Origin of the sequence: Actinocrinis sp. (genome assembly GCF_035946395.1) — a bacterium.
Taxonomy (GTDB): Bacteria; Actinomycetota; Actinomycetes; order Streptomycetales; family Catenulisporaceae; genus Actinocrinis.
The window spans coordinates 1-21630 of sequence record NZ_DASYZI010000041.1 but is presented as its reverse complement, the minus strand read 5'-3'; the positions used below and the strand labels follow the sequence as shown (position 1 = coordinate 21630).

Annotated in this window: 20 protein-coding genes; 18 read left to right on the top strand and 2 right to left on the bottom strand. The window is 70.1% G+C overall.

Annotated features, from left to right (window positions below; all coding sequences use genetic code 11):
• The first annotated feature begins 286 nt into the window (after positions 1 to 286).
• The 11 genes from VGS97_RS02960 to VGS97_RS02910 all read left to right on the top strand — a co-directional run bounded on the left by VGS97_RS02960 (position 287) and on the right by VGS97_RS02910 (position 12556).
• Positions 287 to 1825, top strand: coding sequence for an AMP-binding protein (locus tag VGS97_RS02960; protein WP_326851607.1), 1539 nt, complete (start codon positions 287 to 289; stop codon positions 1823 to 1825).
• The gene (locus VGS97_RS02955; RefSeq protein ID WP_326851606.1) at positions 1822 to 3456 is read left to right on the top strand and encodes an AMP-binding protein; all 1635 of its coding nucleotides are present in this window, start codon (positions 1822 to 1824) and stop codon (positions 3454 to 3456) included. The genes VGS97_RS02960 and VGS97_RS02955 overlap by 4 nt, the downstream gene beginning before the upstream one ends.
• Entirely contained in the window at positions 3453 to 3710 is a 258-nt protein-coding gene (locus tag VGS97_RS02950; protein WP_326851605.1) for an acyl carrier protein, read from the top strand. Before VGS97_RS02955 ends, VGS97_RS02950 begins: the two co-directional genes overlap by 4 nt.
• Entirely contained in the window at positions 3707 to 4696 is a 990-nt protein-coding gene (locus VGS97_RS02945) for a hypothetical protein (RefSeq protein WP_326851604.1), read from the top strand. The genes VGS97_RS02950 and VGS97_RS02945 overlap by 4 nt, the downstream gene beginning before the upstream one ends.
• On the top strand, positions 4693 to 4941 hold the full coding sequence (locus VGS97_RS02940; protein ID WP_326851603.1) for an acyl carrier protein: 249 nt from the start codon (positions 4693 to 4695) through the stop codon (positions 4939 to 4941). Before VGS97_RS02945 ends, VGS97_RS02940 begins: the two co-directional genes overlap by 4 nt.
• Positions 4928 to 6472, top strand: a complete 1545-nt coding sequence (locus VGS97_RS02935) for a class I adenylate-forming enzyme family protein (RefSeq protein ID WP_326851602.1) — start codon at positions 4928 to 4930, stop codon at positions 6470 to 6472. The genes VGS97_RS02940 and VGS97_RS02935 overlap by 14 nt, the downstream gene beginning before the upstream one ends.
• 29 nt (positions 6473 to 6501) lie before the next feature.
• Complete coding sequence (locus tag VGS97_RS02930) at positions 6502 to 7527, top strand: diiron oxygenase (RefSeq protein WP_414641630.1); 1026 nt, start codon at positions 6502 to 6504, stop codon at positions 7525 to 7527.
• On the top strand, positions 7524 to 9065 hold the full coding sequence (locus tag VGS97_RS02925; protein WP_326851600.1) for an MFS transporter: 1542 nt from the start codon (positions 7524 to 7526) through the stop codon (positions 9063 to 9065). The genes VGS97_RS02930 and VGS97_RS02925 overlap by 4 nt, the downstream gene beginning before the upstream one ends.
• Complete coding sequence (locus VGS97_RS02920) at positions 9049 to 9510, top strand: PaaI family thioesterase (protein WP_326851599.1); 462 nt, start codon at positions 9049 to 9051, stop codon at positions 9508 to 9510. Before VGS97_RS02925 ends, VGS97_RS02920 begins: the two co-directional genes overlap by 17 nt.
• Positions 9510 to 10691 (top strand): FAD-dependent monooxygenase, encoded by a 1182-nt coding sequence (locus VGS97_RS02915; protein WP_326851598.1) that lies wholly within the window; start codon positions 9510 to 9512, stop codon positions 10689 to 10691. Before VGS97_RS02920 ends, VGS97_RS02915 begins: the two co-directional genes overlap by 1 nt.
• A 368-nt stretch (positions 10692 to 11059) precedes the next feature.
• Complete coding sequence (locus tag VGS97_RS02910; RefSeq protein WP_326851597.1) at positions 11060 to 12556, top strand: condensation domain-containing protein; 1497 nt, start codon at positions 11060 to 11062, stop codon at positions 12554 to 12556.
• Between the two features lie 32 nt (positions 12557 to 12588).
• Here VGS97_RS02910 and VGS97_RS02905 read toward each other — a convergent pair whose 3' ends face one another.
• Positions 12589 to 12783, bottom strand: a complete 195-nt coding sequence (locus VGS97_RS02905; protein ID WP_326851596.1) for a hypothetical protein — start codon at positions 12781 to 12783, stop codon at positions 12589 to 12591.
• 325 nt (positions 12784 to 13108) lie between these two features.
• Here VGS97_RS02905 and VGS97_RS02900 point away from each other — a divergent pair, with 325 nt between their 5' ends.
• Complete coding sequence (locus VGS97_RS02900) at positions 13109 to 14065, top strand: hypothetical protein (RefSeq protein WP_326851595.1); 957 nt, start codon at positions 13109 to 13111, stop codon at positions 14063 to 14065.
• 348 nt (positions 14066 to 14413) lie between these two features.
• Here VGS97_RS02900 and VGS97_RS02895 read toward each other — a convergent pair whose 3' ends face one another.
• Positions 14414 to 14677, bottom strand: coding sequence for a hypothetical protein (locus VGS97_RS02895; protein WP_326851594.1), 264 nt, complete (start codon positions 14675 to 14677; stop codon positions 14414 to 14416).
• Positions 14678 to 15234: 557 nt separating this feature from the next.
• Between VGS97_RS02895 and VGS97_RS02890 the strand changes: the two genes are divergently transcribed.
• From VGS97_RS02890 to VGS97_RS02865, 6 genes are all read left to right on the top strand, one after another.
• Positions 15235 to 16647 (top strand): 3-phosphoshikimate 1-carboxyvinyltransferase, encoded by a 1413-nt coding sequence (locus VGS97_RS02890; protein ID WP_326851593.1) that lies wholly within the window; start codon positions 15235 to 15237, stop codon positions 16645 to 16647.
• Positions 16648 to 16649: 2 nt separating this feature from the next.
• Entirely contained in the window at positions 16650 to 17195 is a 546-nt protein-coding gene (locus tag VGS97_RS02885) for a GNAT family N-acetyltransferase (protein WP_326851592.1), read from the top strand.
• On the top strand, positions 17192 to 18442 hold the full coding sequence (locus VGS97_RS02880) for an aspartate aminotransferase family protein (RefSeq protein ID WP_326851591.1): 1251 nt from the start codon (positions 17192 to 17194) through the stop codon (positions 18440 to 18442). The genes VGS97_RS02885 and VGS97_RS02880 overlap by 4 nt, the downstream gene beginning before the upstream one ends.
• Positions 18443 to 18477: 35 nt before the next feature.
• Entirely contained in the window at positions 18478 to 19809 is a 1332-nt protein-coding gene (locus VGS97_RS02875; RefSeq protein WP_326851590.1) for a Coenzyme F420 hydrogenase/dehydrogenase, beta subunit C-terminal domain, read from the top strand.
• 23 nt (positions 19810 to 19832) lie between these two features.
• Positions 19833 to 20897: a hypothetical protein gene (locus tag VGS97_RS02870; RefSeq protein ID WP_326851589.1), complete on the top strand. Its 1065-nt coding sequence runs from the start codon at positions 19833 to 19835 to the stop codon at positions 20895 to 20897.
• Positions 20894 to 21630 (top strand): AMP-binding protein (locus tag VGS97_RS02865; protein WP_326851588.1); only part of this gene is annotated, 737 nt, incomplete at its 3' end. The genes VGS97_RS02870 and VGS97_RS02865, both read left to right, overlap by 4 nt.

The following is a 21630-nucleotide window of genomic DNA, read 5'->3' as shown; positions in this document are numbered from 1 at the left end:
CGTGTTGATGACTGCTGTGTTCATGAGTGCCAGGTGCTGTCGATCACCATCCAGGCACTTCGCCGGGTTGGGCGAACGGTTGCCGGGACCGGGTCGGTGCGATAGTGTCGCCCCGCGCTTAAGTCAGCGTGCTGACCGTGTTCACGAGGGCCTTGGCCTGTGTGGGTGCCTGCCTGGCGGCGGCTGAGCGGTCGAATCTCCACGGGGCGTTCCCGGCATCGTAGGGTGCTGCTCATGTAATGCAACGCCTGATGTTACGGCTATTGCAATGAGGAGGGGCTGCACAGTGCATCCAGCCGACCTTGGCTCGCTTCCGCAGGCCGCGGCGCAAGAGCACGGGCAGATACCCTTCCTGTCCGATCTGCCTTGGCCCGGGCTCGATGTCCAGGTGCGTACCATGGGCGACTTCGCCCAAGTGGTGAGTCGCTACGCGGATCGCCTGTGGGCGGCAGGGATCCGTCCAGGGGCGACGGTCGCGATCGTGAAGGCGAATCACTTCGACATTCAGGCGCTCGCTTGCGCGGCCATCCGGATCGGCGCCCTTCCCGCCCTGCTCTCGGTGCGGATGGAGGCGGAGGAGCTGCTCACCTGCCTCAGCAGGCTGCAACGCCCTGCCTTGCTGGTCGACGCGGCCGGCGTCGCCCGGCTCGCTTCGCACGCCGACGCGTTGCCCGCGCTGACGGATCGCACGTTCGCGCTGCACGCGCCGGGCGCATCGTGGGCGCCGGTACTCGACGCGGAATCGCCGCACACGGCGGTCGGGTGCTCCACCGACGGACCGGTGATCATTACGCACTCCTCCGGCACCACCGCGGTGCCGAAGCTGGTCGCGCAGAGTGCTGATTCACTGTACGGACACGCGCTGCCGCAGATCATGATCGCGCGCGGCCTGGACGTCAACGGCCTGTCCGTCAAGTGCCTGTCGTTCGTGCACGCTCGCGTCTCCTCCGGCCTGGTCGCACATCTCACCGTCGGCGTCCCGTTCCTCGCCATGGTCAGCCCCGAGCTGGACGACGTCGAGCGGCAGCTGGTCGAGCACCGGCCGCAGACGCTGGAGACACACCCGAACATTTTCATGCGCTGGGAGCCGCTGGCCGAACGGCCGTCACGGCCGCTCGGCTCCATCGAGCGCTACATCACCAGCTTCGACGCGGTGCATCCGCGCACTGTCAGGGCCCTGTTGACGGGCTCGGACCAGCCGGATCCCGTGTACTACCAGGCCTATGGGCAGACGGAGACCGGGCCGGTCACCATGCTCGCCGTCCGCCGCGCCGATCTCGCCCGGCTCGACGGCGCCGCGTCGCGTGACGTCGGCAAGCCTTTCGCAGGGGTCACCGACGTGCGCGTCGTCGACTCCCAGGGGCGCGCGCTGCCCGCCGGAGCCACCGGTTTCATCGAGGCGCGCACGCCTGGCCGTGGACTGTCCATCGTCGGCGAGCCGCCGCTGCCGGGGCCGGATGAATGGTGGCAGATGGGTGACATCGGGCGGCTCACCGAGGACGGCTCGCTCGAATTGCTGGATCGCGTCGCCGACAGGTCCGATGCCGACGGCGCCGATGCGGTGCCCAGCCTGCTGCGCATCGAGGATCAGTTGCTCGACGCGTTGCCGCAGCTGGTGGAGGCCGTGCTGACGCCAGACGCGGACGGCGGCCTGCTGGCCACCGTGTGCACGGCCGACGATCTGCCCCTGGACCGGGACTTGTGGGCGAAGGCGGCGGAGACGGCGGGGCTGCCGACGGGGACGCCGGTCGTCCAGTGCCGCTGGGACGAGCTGCCGATGACCGGGTCGTGGAAGGTGCGCCGCCACCGGATCGGCGCGCGATGATCTGGGACGAGATCGCCCGCGAGGCGGCTCGCGGCGCGTTCGTGCAGTACACCGTGCCGGAACCCGGTCGCATACCGCTCGAACGGCTGCTGGAGGACGCCGACGGCACGGCGCGCGCCATGGCCGCCGCGCTGCCGTCGGACGGTCAGCTGCGTATCGGTCTGCTGATGGCCAACGGCGAGCCGTGGCTGCGCGTATTCCTCGCTGCGACCAGACTCGGCGCAGTAGCGGTGCCGCTCGCGATACCGGCCGGATTCCGCGGGCTGGAGGCCTACAACGCCCACATCGCCCGCATCGCCAAGGACGCGCAGCTCGACGCAGTGATCTTCGACGACTTGGTCGCTGCCGTGATTCCCGGGCTCCAGACGGGCAGCGGCACAACTCGCTTCATCCACCACGCGGCGCTGACCGCCGACGCCAGGCATCCGGTGCTCGCGCCGACGGCTGCGGAGCCGGGGCGCTTGGCAGTGCTCCAGTACACGTCCGGCAGTACCTCGGCGCCGAAGGGCGTCATGCTCACCGAGGGCAACATCCTGGCGGGCCTGCGGCCGATCTCCTATGACACCGACTGGGATCCGGACACCGACAGCGTCGGCGTGTGGATACCGCTGTTCCACGACATGGGCCTGTTCGGCACCCTCGCAGGCCTGGTACGCGGTTCCAGCGTCTGTCTGTGGACGCCGACGGAGTTCGTGAAGCGGCCGTTGCAGTGGCTGAAGTCCTTCGCCGCGTCGCAGGCCTCGATCCTTCCCGCGCCCAACTTCTTCTTCGACTACCTCACCGCCGCGGCGGCCGACGCTCCGGACGCGGTGGCCGGCCTGGATCTGGGCAGCTGGCGGATCGCGTTCAACGGCTCCGAGCACGTGCGCTGGCAGACCATTGAGTCGTTCACCGAACGGTTCGCCCCGCACGGCTTCCGGCCGGCGACGATGTTCCCGGTCTACGGGCTCGCCGAAGCGACCCTGCCGGTCACCTTCCCCAGGATCGGCGAGCTTCCGCGCAAGCGTGACATGGACCGCGCCGTCCTCGGCGCCGGGAGCGGGTCGCGGACGGTCACCTGCGTCGGCCGGGCGGTCTCCGGCATCGAGCTGCGCATCGACGCCGACCCGGGCGCCGGGGGCAGCGCAGTGCCCGGAAAGGCGCTGGTCGGCGAGGTGCAGGTGCGCGGCGATGCGGTCACGTCGGGCTACTTGAACCTGCCCGCGAGCGAGCAGCCGTTCACCGCGGACGGCTGGCTGAAGACCGGCGACCTGGGATTCCTCGACGAATCCGGGCTCTACATCACCGGTCGGGCCAAGGACATGATCGCGGTCAACGGCGAGAACTACTACGCGGAGGACGTCGAGGAGATCGTGCGCGCCTCGCCGCTGCTCGACCGGCGGCACTGCGCGGCGGTGCCGTGGACCGACGAGGGCGGTCGTGACGCAATGCTCGTACTCGTCGAGACCGCGCGGACCGGAGACGACGCCGAGAAGCTGGCTGGTGCCCTGCGCGACGACATCAACGGACAGCTGGGTCTGGCCGCCGTCCAGGTCCGTGCTCTGCCGCCGAAGAGTCTGCCGTACACCAGCTCCGGCAAGATCCGGCGGCGGCAGGTCTTGGCGGATCTGGAGCCGGGGGAGACGCGATGACCGCTTCCGATGACGTCCTTGCCGCGGTTCGCGCGGCCATCGGCGAGCAGGCCGGCCTGGCCGGCTCCGAAATCGATCCGGAGCTGCCGGTTCGCTCCTTCGGCCTGGAGTCGCTGCACGTGCTGCGCGCCGTAGCGCAGATCGAGGACCTGCTGGGAGTGGCCATTCCGGACGACGCGTTGTTCGACGACCTGACGCCCCGCGCGCTCGCCGAGGTCGTGGTCGGCCTGCCCCGGCGGGTCGAACTGCCGTGAAGGCCCTGGTCGAACCGGATGTGCTGGTCGGCGCGGCGGCCGGGCTGCGCACCGTGCCGCCGGATTTCGCCGTGTACGAGGCGGACGCGCAGCTCGCGACCCGCCATCTCTCGATGGACCACGCGGCGCTCGCGGCGCTGGCGCAGGCCGGACTCCCGCACCGGACGGACCCGCACGGCGCGCCGCTGTTCGACTTCACCGATCTGACGAACGTCGCCCTGCGCTCCGGTTCGGGGACCACCGTGCCGGAACTGGCCCGCAGGTTCTTGCTTCGCTTCATGTCCGGCGAGCCGCGCTCGTGGTACGAGGAGCGCACGTGGCAGATCTCGGTCTGGCCGCCGAAGGGGTCCGCGGCGGACGACTGGCGGCTGCTGCCGCTGGACGGGGACGCGCCCGGCATCACCGTGCACAGCAGTACTCGTACATCAGGGGCCATCTCCGCCGTGGTGACGATCGCAGGCGCCGAGGACGCTGTCACCGATCCCGAGGTGCTCGCTCTCTACGAGGACGTATACGACGCGCTCGTCTCCGGCGACGTGGCCTACCAGTCCGTGCCCGAGGCGCTGCGACACGAGCACGAGCGCGCCTGGGCCGAGGGGGTCGCCGACTGCGTCGTGATCAGCCGTGTACTCGCCGGACGCATCGTCGCCACCGGGCGGCGTGCCCGCGCTCGCCGTGGCTATCTGCTCGGCCTGCTCGGCAGTGACCACGCCTGGACCGAGGTGCACGAGGACGGCCGCTGGAAGTGCCTCGACCCGGTCTTCGAGCTGCTGGCCCGGGCCACGCCCGGCACCGAGCGGTTCCGTGCTGCCTGCCGCGGCGGCCGGTTCAACCGGCTCGTGCCCTGCGACACCGAGCGCGCCGACCCGCTGATCACGCTGGCCGGTCGGCCCGCCCCGGCCTGGGCGCTCGCCGGGGTGAGCTCGCGGCCGGCCGAACACCCTGTATCGACGGACAACGCAGTTACCGCGGGGAGTGACCAGTGACCACCGAGACGGCGCGCGACCTGATCCGCAGCGTCATGGAACTACCGGAGCTGCTTGAGGCGATCGACGACGACGCCGACCTGCGGATGGCCGGGATCGACTCGGGCGAGCTGATTCTGGTGGCGCTGCGCTGCGAGCAACAGTTGGGGCGCCCGCTCGACGAGTCCGAGCTGAGCGGGCTGGTCAGCGTCCGCTCGGTCGCCTCGATCCTGACCGGTCCCGGAGGCTCCGATGGGGCTGCCTGAGACGATCGAAGCCCTCGCCCGGCGCACGCCGGACGCGATCGCGCTGGCCGACGGCCGGATCGAGGTCGCCTGGGCCGCGCTGCGCGACCGTACCCGCACGGCTGCTTGGGCGCTGCGCGAGAGCCTCGCTCCCGGCGACCGGCTGCTCGTGCACAGTGCCAACCGCGTCGAGGTGATCGAGACCTACCTGGCGTGCGCGTACGCGGGCATCGTCGCCGCGCCGGTCAACCCGGCGCTCACCGACGCGGAACTCGGCGACGCCATCAGCCTACTGCGACCCGCCGCCGCCATCGCCGACGAGGCCGGCCTGGCCAGGCTCGCGCGGGTGGCCCCGGATCTGTCGGCGCGCGACATCGGTTTCGTGCCGCAGACGGCGCCGCGTACCGATCCGCTGTCGGCGACGCCGCTGACCGCGCCGTTCGCCATCCTTCAGACCTCTGCGACGACTGGGCGCTCGAAGGGCGTCGTGGTCGATCAGCGCTCGATCCAACTGAATGCGCTCAGCTGGCTCGCCGACGTACGGCCGTCGGTCGGCACCCGTTTCCTCCAGGCCGGGCCGTTGTTCCACGGCAGCATGGTCATCGCGCTGGACTACCTGGCGGCCGGGTGCCCGGTGTACGTGCTCGAACGCTTCGTGCCGCAGAACTGCCTGCGCGCGATCGAGCGCTGGCAGATCGAGCACGCGTTCCTGGTGCCCAGCATGGTGCGGCTCGTGCTGGAGACGAAGCAGCTCTCTGACACGCCGGCCGCCAGCCTGCGGCTGCTGCTGCACGGCGCGGCGCCGATGCCCACCGACTTGGCGGAGGCGGCGCGCAAGGCGCTCGGCGTCGAGCTGCAAACCATCTTCGGGATCACCGAGGGCGGCGGCCCGGTGCTCACCCTCACGCCACAGGACACGCCCGGCGAGCCGATGATCGGCGGGGCGACCTGCATCGGGCTGCCGATGACCGGCGCGGTCGCGCGGGTGCGCGACGCCGACGGCAACGATCTGCCGGCCGGCGAGATCGGGACGTTGCACGTCTCCGGCGACGGTCTGATGCAGGGCTACTGGGAGAACCCTGAGGCGACCGCGGCGGCGATGTCCGGCGGCTGGCTCAACACCGGCGACGTCGGGTACGTCGACGAGTCCGGATACTTCTGGGTCGTCGACCGGCGCAATGACCTGATTCTGCGCGGCGGGCAGAACGTCTACCCGGCCGAGATCGAGCGGGTCCTGCGCGACCATCCGGACGTCGCCGACGTCGCGGCCGTGCCCGCCGCCTCCGAGGTCTGGGGGCAGGTCCCGGTGGCCTTCGTCCAGGTCGTGGCCGGGCGCGAGCTGGACACACGGACTTTGGCAGAGCACTGCACGCGCCTGCTGGCCGCGTACAAGCGGCCGGCCCGGTTCGTCTTCGTGGAAACGGTGCCGCGCAACCCTTCCGGCAAGATCCTGCGCAGACTGCTGCGCGAGCAGGCCGACGCCGCGGTCGCGAACAGGGCGCCGGGCGGCACAGGGGACACAGCGCCGGGCGGCGCGGGGAACCGGCCGTGAGTCAGTGGTCTGTTCCGCTCGGCGGTTCGATGACGTTCACGTGGGAGTACGACCGTGCCCACGACGACCTGCTGCGCCTGTACCGCCTCGGCAAGGAGCGCCAGTGGAACGCGGAGACGCGCATCGACTGGGCGCACGAGGTCGATCCGGACAATCCGCTCGGCATGCCCGACGAGTTCATCTGGATCGCCGGAACCCCGTTGTGGGACGGGCTCGACGCGAAGGAGCGCTCGACCGTCAGGGTCCATACCGCGGGCTGGCTCTACTCGCAGTTCCTGCACGGCGAGCAGGCGGCGCTGATGTGCGCGGCCAAGATCGTGCAGACCGTGCCCGACCTGGACGCCAAGTTCTACGCAGCGACCCAGGTGATGGACGAGGCCAGACACACCGAGGCGTACCAGCGGTTCCTGAACACCAAGATCGGCGTCACGTATCCGATCTCTGACGCGCTCGGCGCGCTGCTGGCCACGATCGCCACGGACCCGCGCTGGGACATCACCGCGCTCGGCATGCAGGTACTCGTCGAGGGGCTGGCGCTGGCGTCGTTCAGCATCCAGCGCGACCGGATGCGCGATCCGCTCGCCCGCGCCTTCAACGCTTACGTGCTTCAGGACGAGGCGCGGCACGTCGCGTTCGGTCGGGTCGCGCTGCGCCGCTTCTACGCCGAGCTGACCGAGGCGGAACTGCGCGAACGCGAGCAGTTCGCGATCGAGGCCTGCTGGGCGCTGCGCGACCGCTTCGTCGGCGAGGAGATGTGGCGTCGGCTGGACCTCGGTGCCGAGGAGTGCATCCGGCTCTCCAGGCGCTCACCCGCGATGCGTGAGTTTCGCAGGCGCCTGTTCAGCCGGATCGTCCCCACGCTGCGCGACATCAACCTGTTCGGGCCGTCGATGCAGGCGGCGTTCGAGCAGATGGGGGTCCTCGGGTTCAGCCGCCTGGACATCGGCGCGGTGGGCGACGAGGACGAGCGCGCCGCCGCCGAGTTCGACCGGCGGCGCGCCGAGGTGTCCGGGTTCATCGACCGTGGAGCGCAACCGCCGGAGGAGTCGCCTTGACAGAGACACGAGACGGGGCGGCCGCGGCGCCGGCGCCTTCGGCGTCGCTGGGTCCGAGCGTCAGGCTGGTGCTCGGCGCCGCCTTCATGCTGCTGGCCGACATCTCGATCGTGAACATCGCCGCGCCGAGCATCCAGCGCAGCCTCGGCGCGGACATCGCCGAGGTGCAGCTGATGATCGCCGGTTATCAGGTCGCTTACGCGACGGTGCTGGTGACCGGCGGCCGGCTCGGCGACATCTTCGGCCGCCGCGCGCTGCTCCTCTACGGCACGATCGCGTTCACGTTGGCCAGCCTCGGCTGCGGCCTGTCGCAGAACCCGGGCGAGCTGATCACGTTCCGGGTGCTGCAAGGCTTCTCGGCGGCGCTGATGTACCCGCAGGTCCTCGCGACGCTGACGATCGTCGTGCCGCCGCAGCGGCTGCCCCGGGCGTTCTCGTTGCTCGGCGCGGTCATCAGCAGTGCGACGATCGTCGGGCCGGTGCTGGCCGGGGTGCTGATCAAGCTGAACGTGCTCGGCGAGTGGCGGCCGATCTTCCTGATCAACGTGCCGGTCGGGCTGGTCGTCATCGCCCTGACGCCGAAGCTGGTGCCGGCCGTGCGCAGCCCGAACGCCAAGCGCCTCGACGTGCCGGGCGCCGCGCTCGCAATCGTCCTGATGGCGGCGGTGACGGTGCCGCTCACCGTCGGCCGCGACCACGGCTGGCCCGCGTGGAGTTGGGTGAGCCTGGGCTTTTCTCCGATGCTCGCGGCAGTGTTCCTGCTGCGCGAGCGCGCGGTCGAGAGCGGTGAGGGATCTCCGCTGGTGCCGCCGCTGTTCTGGCGCTTCGCGGGCTTCCGTATCGGGCTGCTGCTTTACGTCGTGCTGTTCGTCGCTGTCATCCCGTTCTTCCTGTACTACTCGATCGTTCTGCAATACGGCTTGGCGTACGACGCGCTCACTGCGGGTGTCGCGATGACGCCATATGCCATCGGCACACTGATTACCGCGCTGCGCTCCACCAAGATCGTCGCCAAGTACGACACTCGCAACGTGCTGATCGCCGGCGGTCTGATCTGCGCGGCCGGCAGCCTGTTGCTGGCGCTGACGCTGGACCTGGACCGCAGCGGCCACCAGCTGGCCTGGTGGATGACGCCGGCGATGTTCGTGACCGGGCTCGGGCTCGGGCTCATCGTGCCGCCGCTGCTGACCTTCGTGCTGCGTACCGTGCCGACCACGGACGTCGGGGCGGTCTCCGGGCTGCTGTCCACCGCGCAGCAGCTCGGCGGCGCGCTGGGCGTCGCGGTGATCGGCGTGCTGTTCCTGCACGGCCTGCCCGGCGGGATCACCGCCAGCGGATACTTCGCGCTGCGTGGCGGCCTGGTCTCCTCGACGCTGCTGATGGCGGGCTGTTTCGCGGTCGCCGCAGCGCTCGTCACCAGGCTGGCTCGGCACCGCCCGACGGCCGCCGCAGCCCCGGCCGCGACCACGGCGCCTGCCGCGGCGCAGCGGAAGCCGGACCCGACTGACGCGGGGCGTGCCGATGCCGGACGTCAGTGAGCTGCTGCCTGGCACCGAGCGTACCGCGGGCCGTGCACTGCTGAACGCCATCGCGTCCGGTGCACCGCCGCCGCGGGGCTACATCGTAAACCTCCGGCTTGCGGTGTCAGGGCTGGAATGGCAGCCTGGCAGGGTCGCCGCGCGCCTTGAGCTGGCCGAGGACGTGTGCAGCGCCCCGGGCATAGTCTTCGGCGGCCACGTCGCCGCGCTACACGACCAGATCGCTGCCATGGTGATGCTCAGTGTTCTGCCGGACGGCGTCACCTTCGTCACCAGCCGCCTGGACACGCGGTTCCTCGGAATCCTGCGGCCCGGCCACGCCACCGTGGAGGCTGAGGTCGTTGCGCTGTCCGTGCAACGGGCACAGGTCGAGTCGGTCATCGTCCAGCACGGGGCGCTGACCAGCCGCTCGGCGGTCACCCAATCGCTGGCCGGAGCCGGATGATGCGCATCGCGGTCATCGGGGCCGGACCCGCCGGCTGCGCCGCGGCACTCGCCCTACGCGGTCGGCTCGGCGCGTCGGCCGATATCCGGGTGTACGAACGCGATCCGCGCGACGGGCGGCGCGGCTTCGGACTGGTGTTCCCGCCGGGGCAGCTGACCCGGCTGGCGTTGACCGGCAGCGACTGGGCGCGTGACATCGCGGTCGCGGCCCGCGACTGGAACCGGCTCGCGGTCGTGCGGGAAGGCGAGCGGACGGTCTTCGACGGCCACCCGATGCTGTCACTGAGCCGCGACGGGCTCCTGCGCCTGTTGCGTGAACGGCTCGACCGCGAAGGCGTGCCGATCGAATACGCCGCCCCGGTCATCCCGGTCACGGCGTCACCGGATGGCGCGGGCCTGACAGTGGATCTGGATGCGGATCTGGTCGTCGCGGCGGACGGCACCGACTCCGCGTTCCGCAGCGTCGGTACGGTGCGCCGGGATCCGGCCGTCAGTGCCCGCTTCGTCTGGTTCGCCACCGAGGTCGCCTTTCCGGAGCTGACCTTCCTTTTCCGCCGCACACCCGCGGGCGTGTTCACAGCGCACGCATATTCCTACTCGGATGATGAGAGTGCATTCATCGTCGAGGCGGGGGAGCGGACCTGGGCGCTGGCGCTGGGCGGCGAGCCGGGCACGGTGAAATCGGGCACCGTGAAGCCGGACACAGTCGCGGCGGCCACGGCCGAATTGTGCACGAGCGTCTTCGCCGCGGACCTCGGCGGCCGGGCGCTGTACGGAGGCAGTGGGGCGCCGCGGGAGTTCGCGCAGATCAGCCTGTCTCGTTGGTCCGCCGGCCGCACCGTGCTGATCGGCGACGCAGCGCACACCGCGCACTTCTCGATCGGCTCCGGCACCTCACTCGCCCTGGCCGACGCCGCAGCCCTCGCCGACGCGATCGCCGAGCAGCCGACCGTCGAGCAGGCATTGGCGACATACGAGGCCAGGCGCCGCCCGGTGGTCGAGAACCTCCAAGCGCTCTCGCGGCTCAGCAGCCAGTGGTTCGCCACGGCCGGCGAGCGGATGGACGATCTCGACTTGCGCGGCTTTGCCGAATCACTCGTGTCGCGCGCCGGACTGATGGCCCGCGTTCGGAGCGAAATGGCGGCTACATCAGCAGCCGGACCCCGCCCACGGCAGGGTTGACCGCGTCGGCCACGCAGAACGAATCGTATATTCGAGCCCTACAGGGCCATGGCTCTCCTGAAACGTTCGCATCACCGTGTACGAATACAGATCCGCATCTGCCTGATACGGCACACCGAGTCTGCGGAGGTGGACGGGTGGAACCACCCGTGCCCAGCGTCGTTGTAGGCGCCGATTTTCCGTCTGGGCTGATCAGGCCCCGTGTTCGTGCCCGCACGCGCGCGATCCTCGGCACCATCACCCTCGAATGCCGGACCGCCGCAGCAGCCTGACACAGCAGGCATGGCGCCGGGCTACCCGCTCGGCGACGCGCATCGGATAATCGAGTACCACGCTTCATCCGAAAGATCTCACCAGAGGAGTCCTGGATGACCGCCGGGGCCAGCACCCACCTACCCATGGTCCTCTCTGGTCAGGACGGCTCCCCAACGAACCCCGGCCCCGTGGCCCTGAGCCCCTCAGACCGCGTATTGGTCACCTTCACCGCACAGGACTGCGGTGTGGCGCCGATGACCTGGGGCCAGTTCGACATGTGGCGCGCGATGGTCGGCCAGAACAACTGGCTGCCGCTCGGCGGCACGCAACGGCTCGAACCGGGCACCCGGCTTGAGGACGTGGTGGAGGAACTACGTTACCTGATGACCCGGTTTCCCTCACTGCGCACGCGGTTGCGCTTCGGGGACGGCGACCGGCCGGTCCAGGTACTCTTCGACTCCGGACAGATCACCCTGGAATTGTTCGACGCCACGGCCATCGGCGATGCAGACGGTACCGGCGAGGCCGCCGAGGATGCGCCGGGGCGCACCGCCGCCGCCATCGAGGCGCAGTACCGGCGCGCAGCCTTCCACTTCGCCGACCACTGGCCCCTACGGATGGCGCTGGTGCTCGACCGTGGCGTGCCCACCCATATGGTCGCCCTCATATGCCATCTCGCCCTCGACGCAGCCGGGGCACAGGTGATGCTACGCGAGGCCGCGCAACGACGCACCGCGCCGTGCGCCGGGCTACAGCCGCTGGACCAGGCCCGATGGCAATCCTCACCCGCCGGGCTGCGGCAGAACGCCGCCGCACTGCGGCATTGGGAAAACCTGATCCGGTCGGCCCCCACGCGCCGGATCGGCGGCCTCGACGCCCCGCGCCAGCCGGTGCGCTGGTGTGCGCAGTTCACCTCACTCGCCTTGCAACTGGGTGTCCGGGCCATCGCCGCGCGCGTCGCAGTGGACTCCTCCGTGGTGCTGCTGGTCCTCTACGCCACTGCCCTGGCCCGGATCACCGGCGTCAACCCGGTGGTGACCCGCCCGCTGGTGAGCAACCGCTTCCGGCCCGGCCTGGCCGACGTGGTGTGCACGGCGGTGCAAGGCGGAATCCTCGCCCTCGACGTCGCGGACGCCACCGTCGACGAGGCGATCCGCCGCGCGCAGCGCTCGGTGATGATCGCATCCAAGCACGCATACTACGATCCGGAGCAACTCGACGACATGATCGCCCGCGTCACCCGGGAACTACCCGGGGACTTCGAGATCAGGTGCTTCTTCAACGACCGCCGCAGCTTGCAGCAGAACACGGCATCCGCTGCGCACGACCAGATCACCCCCCGTGTACTGCACGAGGCCCGCGACCGCGGCGTCCTGCGCTGGACCGAGAAGACCGACCAGGACCGCGACGAGAACATGTTCGTGCACATCGACGAGGACCCCACGGGCATCGTGCTGACAGTGTGCGCACACACCGGGTACTTCAGCCCCGAACGGATCGAAGCACTCGCGCACGGCATGGAGCACGTCGCCATCGCCGCAGCACTCAACCCGGCCGAACCAACCCTCATGTCCACCACGCCGCCCGATCACCACAGATTCGGAGCATGACACCGACGCCAGACGCGACGGCGTGTCCCGCATCAGGCTTTTGGCACAAGTTCTCGGGTTTGATTCTTGTGGATCGGGTGTAGCGACAGGCCGCGCAGGATCTCGACCGGTCGGCGGCAGCGCAGGGCCTCGTGCGACCGGATCTTGGTCGCGTCCGCGCCGGTGCAGGTCGGGGCGATGGGCCCTCCGTGCTCGTTCTTCGTGAAGTATTCGGTGACCTCAGTCACGCGACAGATCCCGTCGGCGGTCGTCTCATACTCGCCGAAATCCAGCTGCCACGCCGACTGATCATCAAAACCTCATGTCGTGATTCGGCTATGTCCTGCGCCAAAAAGCCTGACGCGACAGATCAGGGCTCAAACTTCGTGAGTGTTGCTTGGCGCACCAAACAGTGCTTGCAAGTACGCCTGGCGTGATTGCGCTTCCTTCGAACTCTGATAACGTCCGAATTGTTCCCCTCGCACGTTTCAGGCGCGTCTGTGCTCCCCGTGGCAGCACGTCCCCTTTCCGCGGCTATTGTTCGATGGAGGACAAAGAAACACCATGCGCACGTTGATCAAATTGCGTTCAGGCAGCATCCTGACCGCCGCCGCACTCGCCGTGTCCGCAAGCTTGCTCACCTTCGCTGCGCCCGCGAACGCGGCAACGGATGCCGCAGCCGCCCCCGCCGTCCCGGTCGCCGCGGCTTCCAGCATGCCGCCGATCCCGCAGGTGACGCTGCACCGCGGGCCGGCGCAGGTTGAACCCGCCGCGGTCACGCCACAGCGCGGCGCGCAGCAGATCCGGCAAGCGCCGCTGGTCGCGAACATGACCTACCACGGCGGCCCGGTCACCCACCAGCCCCGGGTCTACCTGGTGTTCTGGGGCACCCAGTGGCAGAGCAACCCCAACGGCGCAGCGTCGTACATGTACTACTACTTCCAGGGCTTGGGCCAGCCCGCGGATAACTGGTCGCCCATCATGTCGCAGTACACCGACGCCACCGGGCAAGGCCCCACGTTCGGCGTCTCGGCCCTGGCCGGCGCGGTCATCGACAACAGCCCAGTGCCCTTCGCCGCCACCGCCGCCCAAATCGCCGCCGAAGCAGTCGCGGGGGCGAACTATTTCGGTTCTTTCGGCACCGACTCGCAGGTTTTCGTGCTCAGTCCCTCGGGCGCGCACCCGGCCGGATTCCCGACCTCAGGCTTCTGCGCCTACCACTCGGCCACCACCGACGCCCTGGGCCGTTTCGTGGCCTTCACCAACATGCCCTACGTCCTGGACGCAGGCACCGCGTGCGCGGCGAACTCGGTACGCAGCCCACTGGACGGGTTCTCCATCATCGGCGGCCACGAATACGCCGAGACCATCACCGACGTCGCACTCAACGCCTGGTACGACACCAACCTGGCCGGCGAGATCGGCGACAAATGCCAAACAGGCCCGTTCTTCGCACAAACCCTGCCCACCGGTGTGTTCGCCCAACAAATGCTCTGGAGCAACGCAGCCAACGGATGCGTACAGTTCTAACAAACCAACTGCCAGACGGTTTGATCTCAGACCGGCTGCCAACAGCCCCGCGCATGCCGAAAACCCATCCGCACAGGTGAAGCCATCATGGTTGGCCAGCGCAGGGTGGGCGAGAGGAACTTGACGTTCATGACCCTCTCACCGTGGCCGGTGGTGAGAGGGTCATGAACGGATTGCTCGTGATCCGCGCTGCACGCCGCAACCAGCACCTAAGGAAGCTGATCAGCTCCTCGTGCCTACGCCATGCTTGCCGTGGTCGCGTGCCAAGCGAGGCAGTCGGGGGACACCTCGAACCACCGTGATCGGCCGGACGTGGCCTAACCATGTGCCACTGCGTCACTGCGTCGGTCAGCCGGCCACTTCGTACCAGAGGCCGACATTGGTGCCCGGCCTGGTCGGGTCCACCTGGCAGTAGTAGCCAATCCAGTTCGGGTTCTCGGCCGCGAGGATGGCGCCTTCGTGATAGCAGGTGCCCAGGTCCCCGAAGTAGCCCCACAACGACGTGACGATGCCGGCGGGGCGGACGGCGGCGGCGTTGGCCGGGGTGGCGGCACCCGCCATCGAGGCGGCGCAGAACAAGGCCGCGGCCACTGTGGTCAGGGAACGACGCAAGGCTCTCTCCTGGGGCTCAAAGAAGCGCGCGTACGGATGGTGGGGTGGTGCGCCGTTCCGACCTGCTCCGTATCGCACCACGTTCCCGACCTCCGGCACCAAGGCGGAGAGAAGCGCTTACCGGCGCTCTGCTTGCCACGCGCGCGCCGTTATTGAGGCGTTTGACTCTCAACGTGGCGAACCGTTCGGCCCGGCTACGTCCGGCCGAGCGCGATGGTAATAGGTGGACTTGCGTCACGCCGGGCGGGCGTGGGCTTTTGCCTGAAAGAAGTGGTTGATGTTCTATCCATTGTATGCGTGGCGTGGGTTGTCTTGCGTCCAGGCGAGGCGCGGCGTGCGGAATTGCCTGGTCAAGTGGCATATCTGACAGGGCTCTGAAGTTCCCTTGTCAGGATTCGGTGATGCTGATACGTTCGTTCGGGTACCGAGCCAATCGGGGGAAAAGCCTTCATCTTCGCGCGGATGCAACGTCGCGCCCGCGTTGACGTCAGTTATTCAGTTACCTGATTTCATCGCGCGTGCCGATGGTGCGTGCCCGTGTTTGGGCGGAGGAGACGTTGACCACGCAGCAGCCGGCCGCCGGAACGGCTCGCCAGTCGGCCTGGCCGGACATAAGCGTGAACGGTGGCCGTGCTGTCGGCGTCGACGGCGGCGTCGACACTCGCGCGCCGCTCACCGCCACTGTCACCGTGCCCGGCGACAAGTCGATCACCCACCGGGCGCTGCTGTCGTCTCTGATCACCGAGTCGCCGGTGGAGGTGCGCAACGCCAATCCCGGCGGTGCCGTTCGCGCGCTGCTCGACCCGCTGCGGCTGCTCGGCTTCTCGGTCCGGTGGTCGGGCGGCTCGCTGATCGTCGAGCCGGATGCGGCGCCTGAGGGCGGTGAAGTCGGCGAATCCGGTGAACCCGTTCTGGACGTCGGAGGATCCAGCGCCGCGGGCCGCCTGTTGATCGGTGTACTGGCCGGCAAGGGAATCTCCGCCATCGTCGACGGGGACGCCGTGCTGCGGCAGCGTCCTATGGAATGGGTCGTCGAACCCTTACGCGAGCTCGGTGCCCGCATCGACTACCTCGGCGCGGCCGGACGGTTGCCGGTGGCGGTGCGCGGCCCGGTTCGCCGCAGCGTGCCGATCACGCTGCGCGTCGGCAGCGCTCAGGCTCGATCAGCCGTACTGCTCGCCGCGGTGGGCGCCGGGCTTCCGGTGGAGATCGGCCACCCGGTGCGCTCGCGCGACCATACCGAGCGCCTGCTGGCCGCGCTCGGTGCCGATCTCGTCGAGGATGAGCAACTGCTGACGTACCGGGGCGGGGCGCTCAAGGCGCTGCCCGTGATCGAGGTGCCGAACGACCCGTCGCTCGCTGCCTACCCTGCGGCCGCTCACCTGCTGTGGGGGGATGGCAGCACGCTGCGTCTGCCCGGCGTGTGCCTCAACCCGACCAGGCTCGGGTTCTTCGAGGTGCTGCGCAAGGCCGGGGCGGCCATCCGGTACGAGGACCGCGCCGTCGTGGCCGGCGAGCAGATCGGCACCATCGTGGTGGAGGGCGGACTCGACGGCGTCGGCCCGTTCGCCGTTGAGGACGAGCAGACCTTCCACTCCCTCATCGACGAGGCCCCGCTGCTGGCCGCCGTCGGCACCCGGCTTCCCGGGAGTTCGCGGATCGGTGCCTCCGCCGAGCTGGTCTTCAAGGAGACCAACCGGCTGCTCACGACGCAGGAGATGCTGCGCGGTTTCGGTGCGGATGTGACGGTCTCGGACACGAGCATCCGCGTCGAGGGCGGCGCGCCGCTCACGGCCGCGACGGTCGACGGTTTCGGCGACCATCGCATCGCCATGACGGCGGTCACCCTCGGCTGCGCGCTGCCGGGCCGCACCACGGTTCTCGGCGGCGCCTGCCACACGACGTCGTATCCAGGCTTCGCCGAGGACATGGCCGCGATCGGCGCCGACATCGAGCGGGACGGGGAGTGACGATGAGCATGCCGGCGACGGCCGTCCGCATCAGGACCCTGCGTGAGGACGACTACGAACCCGTCATCGCGGCGCTTGCGTCGTGGTGGGGGAACGACCACGTGGTCAGGATGCTGCCACGGTTGTTCTTCCGGCACTTCGCCGCCACCAGTTTGGCAGCCGAGTCAGGGTTCGGGGGTGAGGGGGATCACGAGTACGGGCACGAGTACCGTGCCGTGCCGGCCGGATTTCTGGTCGGGATCCTCTCCTCGTCGGTGCCCGGCGAGGCGCACGCGCACTTCGTCGGGGTCGCGCCACAGGCGCGCGGCCAGGGCGTCGGCAGGGCGCTGTACAGCCGTTTCTTCGAGATCGCCGCGGAGCGCGGCTGCACGCGGGTCACGGCGGTGACCTCGCCCGCGAACGTCGGCTCGCAGGACTTCCACGCGCGAGTGGGCTTCCGGTGCGTTCCGGCTCCGGGTACGCAGCCGTCCGCGCCGCAGGTGTGGAAGGACTGGGACGGGCCGGGCGAGGACCGCGTCCGCTTCGAACGCGACCTGGCGGCGTCATGACCGCCGCGGTGAAGCACGAGGCCGTCTCGACCGGCACGAGTCTCGGGCCGGCGTTCGTGCGCGGCGAGGGCGCCTGGCTCTACGACGAGTCCGGGCGGCGGTACTTCGACGGCACCGCCGGGAGCGGCGCGGTCAGCCTCGGGCATCAGCACCCGAAGGTGCTCGCCGCGGCCGCCGAGCAGATGTCGCAGCTCGTACACACCGGGTGCAAGCTCTCCAGCGTCGTGCGCGACCGGCTGACCGAGCGGCTCGCGGCGCTGGCACCCTTCGCGGACGCGGCGGTGCTCCCGACGGCCACCGGCTCGGAAGGGATGGAGGCGCTGCTGAAAGTGGCGCGCGCGGCCACCGGGCGGCGCGTCGTCGTGGCGTTCGAGCACGCCTTCCACGGAAAGACCGCGGGCTCGCTCGGGCTGACCTGGCGTGAGGGGCTCAAGCGGTACTCCAGTGTGCTGCGCGACGAGGTTGTCACGGCGCGGCTGCCGGAGCCGGATCAGGGTACGGACACGCAGGCCGCGCAGCGCTGCCTCGAATCCGTGCGCGACGCACTGGCCCGCGCCGCCGCGCGCGGCGGAGCCGCCGCAGTGGTCATGGAGCCGGTGCAGGTGACCGAGGGCGTGCGCACGGTCGCGCCCGAACTGGTCGACGCCATCGCCGACGCGGCGCGGCAGGCCGGCGCGCTGTTCGCGCTGGACGAGATCTACACCGGCTTCGGCCGCACCGGACGGCTCCTCTTCAGCGACCGGCTGCGTCAGGCCCCTGATCTGCTGCTGGTCGGCAAGCCGCTGGGCAACGGCTTCCCGATCAGCGTGGTACTCGGCGAGGCCGAGCTGGTGAATCAGCTTCCTGCGGGAGTGCAGACGTCCACCTACTCGGGGCATCCGCTCTCCTGCGCGGCTGCCTGCGCGGTGCTGGACGTCGTCGAGCAGGACGACGTCGCCGGGCAGGCGATGCGGCGCGAGAACGACCTGCTGCGCACGATGCGGGAACTCGCCGACCGGCATCCGTGGGTGACCGGCGCGCGCGCGATCGGCGCGCTGGGGGCGTTCGACTGTCGCGTCGACGGCGAGCCGGCGCCGCAGCTCGCCGCGCGTTTCGCGCGCAGTGCGCTCGACGAGGGGCTGCTGCTGTTCACCGGGGGACCGCAGGACTGCACGGTGAAGCTGGTTCCTCCGATCCTGCTCGACGAGGACGAGCGGGCGTTTCTGCACGAAGCGCTCATGAGCACGGCGCACGCCGTTGGAATGTAAGCGATCGACGTCGTCTTGCGATTTGGGGGACCGGGATGGGTTTCGACGAGCTGCGCACGGCTGTGCTTGACACGCGTCTGTGTACCTCGTGCGGTGTGTGCGAGCTGGCATGCCCGAAGGAGGTGATCGCCTTTGACGGGCTCGAACCGGTGCTCACCGCGGCGGCGGGCCTGGGCGACGAGGCGTGCGGGGACTGCCATGACTGCCTCGACGCGTGCCCCGGCCTCGATCCGCGCACGCCGGACGCCGAGCTGCGGCTGTTCGGCCGGGTCCGCGAGGCCGACGAGCGCTGGATCGGCGTGTACCGGGAGGTGGTGGGCGCACGCGCGCGCGACGGTCGGCTGTTCGAGGCCTCGGCGAGCGGCGGCAGCATCACCGGGCTGTTGCAGGCTTCGATCGACCGCCTCGGCGTCGACACGGTCCTGACGATGGGCCGGGCCGCCGGCACGGCGTGGCGGGCCGCCCCCTCGCTCAGCGAGAGCGCGGCGGAGCTGGTCGAGACGACGCAGTCCACGTACCAGCTGGCGCCCTATCTCGGAGCACTGCGCACGGTGATGAGGCAGCGCCCTGAGAGCCGGGTGGCGATGAGCGGAATCGCGTGCCACGTCCAGGGAGTGCGCAAACTCCAGACCCTGGACACCGAGGCGGGGCGCTGGGCGCGGGAGCACGTCGTGTTCGTGGTCGAACTCGCCTGTTCCTCGGGCACGACGCCGCGCGGCACCGAGGCGATGATCGAGGACCTGGGCGGGGTCGCACCGGACAGCGTCACCCGGCTGCGTTATCGCGAGGGGGAGTATCCCGGCAACATCCGGATCTGGACGGACGACGGGACGCGGCGGGACGTGCAGTTCTGGAAGGCGGTGCGCCACTTCGCCGGCAACAAGACGCACCGATGTCTGTCCTGCGGGGACTGGATGTCAGGGCTCGCCGACGTCAGTGTCAGCGACGGGGACCCGAACATCTTCGCCGCGAGCGTGACCGGCACGGCGAGCGTCGACGGCGTGGCCGGCAAGCACGGGCGCGTGTTCGTGCGCACCGAGCGCGGCGCCGAGGTGCTGCGCCATGCGGTCGGTTCCGGCGTCCTGGAGACCTGGCCGATCGACCTGGTCGGGATGAACCTCGGCTTGGAGCGAAAGCGCAACCGGCGCGCAACGTACGAGCGCTCGGGGCAGCTGATCCCGGCGGGGCCGATCCCCGGCTTCGTCGAGGAGTTGGAGGCGCGGCCGGACGAGGAGTTCATCGCGGCTCCGGTGCCGACACTCGCTGCGGGGGCGAGCGGGCGCAACGGTGACGGCACGAACGGCGATGTCGGGAACAGCGACCGCAGGAACGGCAACGGCCGGGCCGGGAACGGGGCGGCGCGATGACGAGCGGCGTGGGGACAAGGGGCGTGGGGACGAGCGGTTCGGGGGCGATCGGTGCGGAGACGGGCAGCGCAGACGTGCCCCGCGTGCTGGTCGCGGCTGGCGCGGACGGGTTGCGCACGGCTGACTGGCCGACCGAGCCGCCGGCCGCGGGCCGGGTGCGGATCACGACCGAGTGCTCGCTGGTGAGCCCCGGCACCGAGCTGCACTACCTGGATCAGTGCCGCAAGACCGGCGCGGTGCAGCCGCTCGGCTACTGCGCCGCCGGCACGGTGCGTGACGTCGGCGAGGGCGTGCCCGGCCTGGCGCCTGGCGACCGGGTGATCGCGATGGGCTGGAACTATGCGGTGCACGCGGATGTCGTATCCGTACCTTGGCGGTTGGTACAGCGGGTTCCCGACGAATTGCCGCTCACCAGCGCTGTCGTCGCCGACATTGCGGCGACCGCAGTGCATGCCGGCGACCGCGCCGGGCTGCGCGACGGCGACGAAGTGTTGGTCGTCGGCGCAGGGCTGATCGGCCAACTCGTGGCGCAGGTGGCCCGGGACCGGGGTGCCGCGGTGTCCGTCATGGAGCGCAACCCCGGCCGGATGGCCGCCGCGCAGAGGCTCGGAGCGGCGTCGCGCGAGGAACGCTCGCTGACCGGGCCCGAACCGGGCGAGCCGACGGCACGCCGCTGCGTGTTCGTCTGCGCCACCTCGGACGCCACGCAGACGCTGCGCGCCGCGCTCGCCTGGGCCGGGCGCGGCCCGGGCCGGCCGGTGGTCGTAGCGGTCGGCCGGTTCAGCGCCGGCATCGAGTTCAGTGCCGAGCTCGGCAACATCGACCTGCGCAACTCGGCGCGCTGCGGGACCGGCTACCGCGACGACGACTACGTCCACGGCCGCCGCGACCTGACGCCCCCGGAGGGCGAGGACACCGTGGATAACAACCTCGCCCGCGCGCTGGACCTGGTGCACCGCGGCGCGATACGGCCCGAGGCGATGGCGATCCCGCACATGCCGATCGCAGAGGCCGAGTACGCGTACGACCTGCTTCGCTCACGCGGGGACGCCGTATCAGTCCTCTTCACCTACGGGAGCCCGGCATGACTGGCCGAGAGACGCTCGTCACGCGTTTCGCCGAGCAGGTGGCGGCCCGGCCCGATCACGTCGCCGTGCGCACGCCCGGCCACGTCTGGACCTACCGGCAGCTGGACGAGTACTCCGATCGGCAGGCCGCCGCGCTTGCCGACTGTGGTGGCGGCGATGCGGGGCCGCGTCGCGTCGCGCTGCTGTTCCGGCACGACGCCCCGATGGTCGGCGCTGTGCTCGGGGCGCTCAAGGCCGGATACGCCTACGTCCCGCTCGACGCGGCCTATCCGCAGGCGCGGCTGGCGCTGATGCTCGAAGACTGCGGGGCTCGCAGAATCCTGACCGAGACGGCGCACGTCGGTCTCGCTCGCGCGCTGAACCCCGCCGACGGCCACCTGCTGGTCGAGGAGGCGGACGGCAAGCCCGACCCCGACGCGCTGCCGCAGCCCGGCGACGAGGCGTACGTGCTCTACACCTCCGGCTCCACCGGGCGGCCGAAGCCGGTCGTGCAGTCACATCGCAATGTTCTGCATCATGCCGACGCGTGGATCGGCGGGCTCGGCATCGGGGCCGCGGACCGGATCAGCCTGCAATCGGCGTACAGCTGGGACTCGGCGGTCCAGGACACGTTCGCGGCGCTGCTGAGCGGCGGCACGCTGCTGCCGATCGACCTGAAGGCGATCGGTGTCGCAGGGCTCATCGACTGGATGCGCACGACGCGCGTCTCCGTCTACCACTCCACGCTGCCGAT

Bases quoted from the DNA above. Each gene is read 5' to 3' on its own strand.
- VGS97_RS02955 (WP_326851606.1), top strand. From the start codon at position 1,822: ATGATCTGGGACGAGATCGCCCGCGAGGCGGCTCGCGGCGCGTTCGTG.
- VGS97_RS02950 (WP_326851605.1), top strand. From the start codon at position 3,453: ATGACCGCTTCCGATGACGTCCTTGCCGCGGTTCGCGCGGCCATCGGC.
- VGS97_RS02935 (WP_326851602.1), top strand. From the start codon at position 4,928: ATGGGGCTGCCTGAGACGATCGAAGCCCTCGCCCGGCGCACGCCGGAC.
- VGS97_RS02930 (WP_414641630.1), top strand. From the start codon at position 6,502: ATGACGTTCACGTGGGAGTACGACCGTGCCCACGACGACCTGCTGCGC.
- VGS97_RS02920 (WP_326851599.1), top strand. From the start codon at position 9,049: ATGCCGGACGTCAGTGAGCTGCTGCCTGGCACCGAGCGTACCGCGGGC.
- VGS97_RS02915 (WP_326851598.1), top strand. From the start codon at position 9,510: ATGCGCATCGCGGTCATCGGGGCCGGACCCGCCGGCTGCGCCGCGGCA.
- VGS97_RS02910 (WP_326851597.1), top strand. From the start codon at position 11,060: ATGACCGCCGGGGCCAGCACCCACCTACCCATGGTCCTCTCTGGTCAG.
- VGS97_RS02885 (WP_326851592.1), top strand. From the start codon at position 16,650: ATGAGCATGCCGGCGACGGCCGTCCGCATCAGGACCCTGCGTGAGGAC.
- VGS97_RS02880 (WP_326851591.1), top strand. From the start codon at position 17,192: ATGACCGCCGCGGTGAAGCACGAGGCCGTCTCGACCGGCACGAGTCTC.
- VGS97_RS02875 (WP_326851590.1), top strand. From the start codon at position 18,478: ATGGGTTTCGACGAGCTGCGCACGGCTGTGCTTGACACGCGTCTGTGT.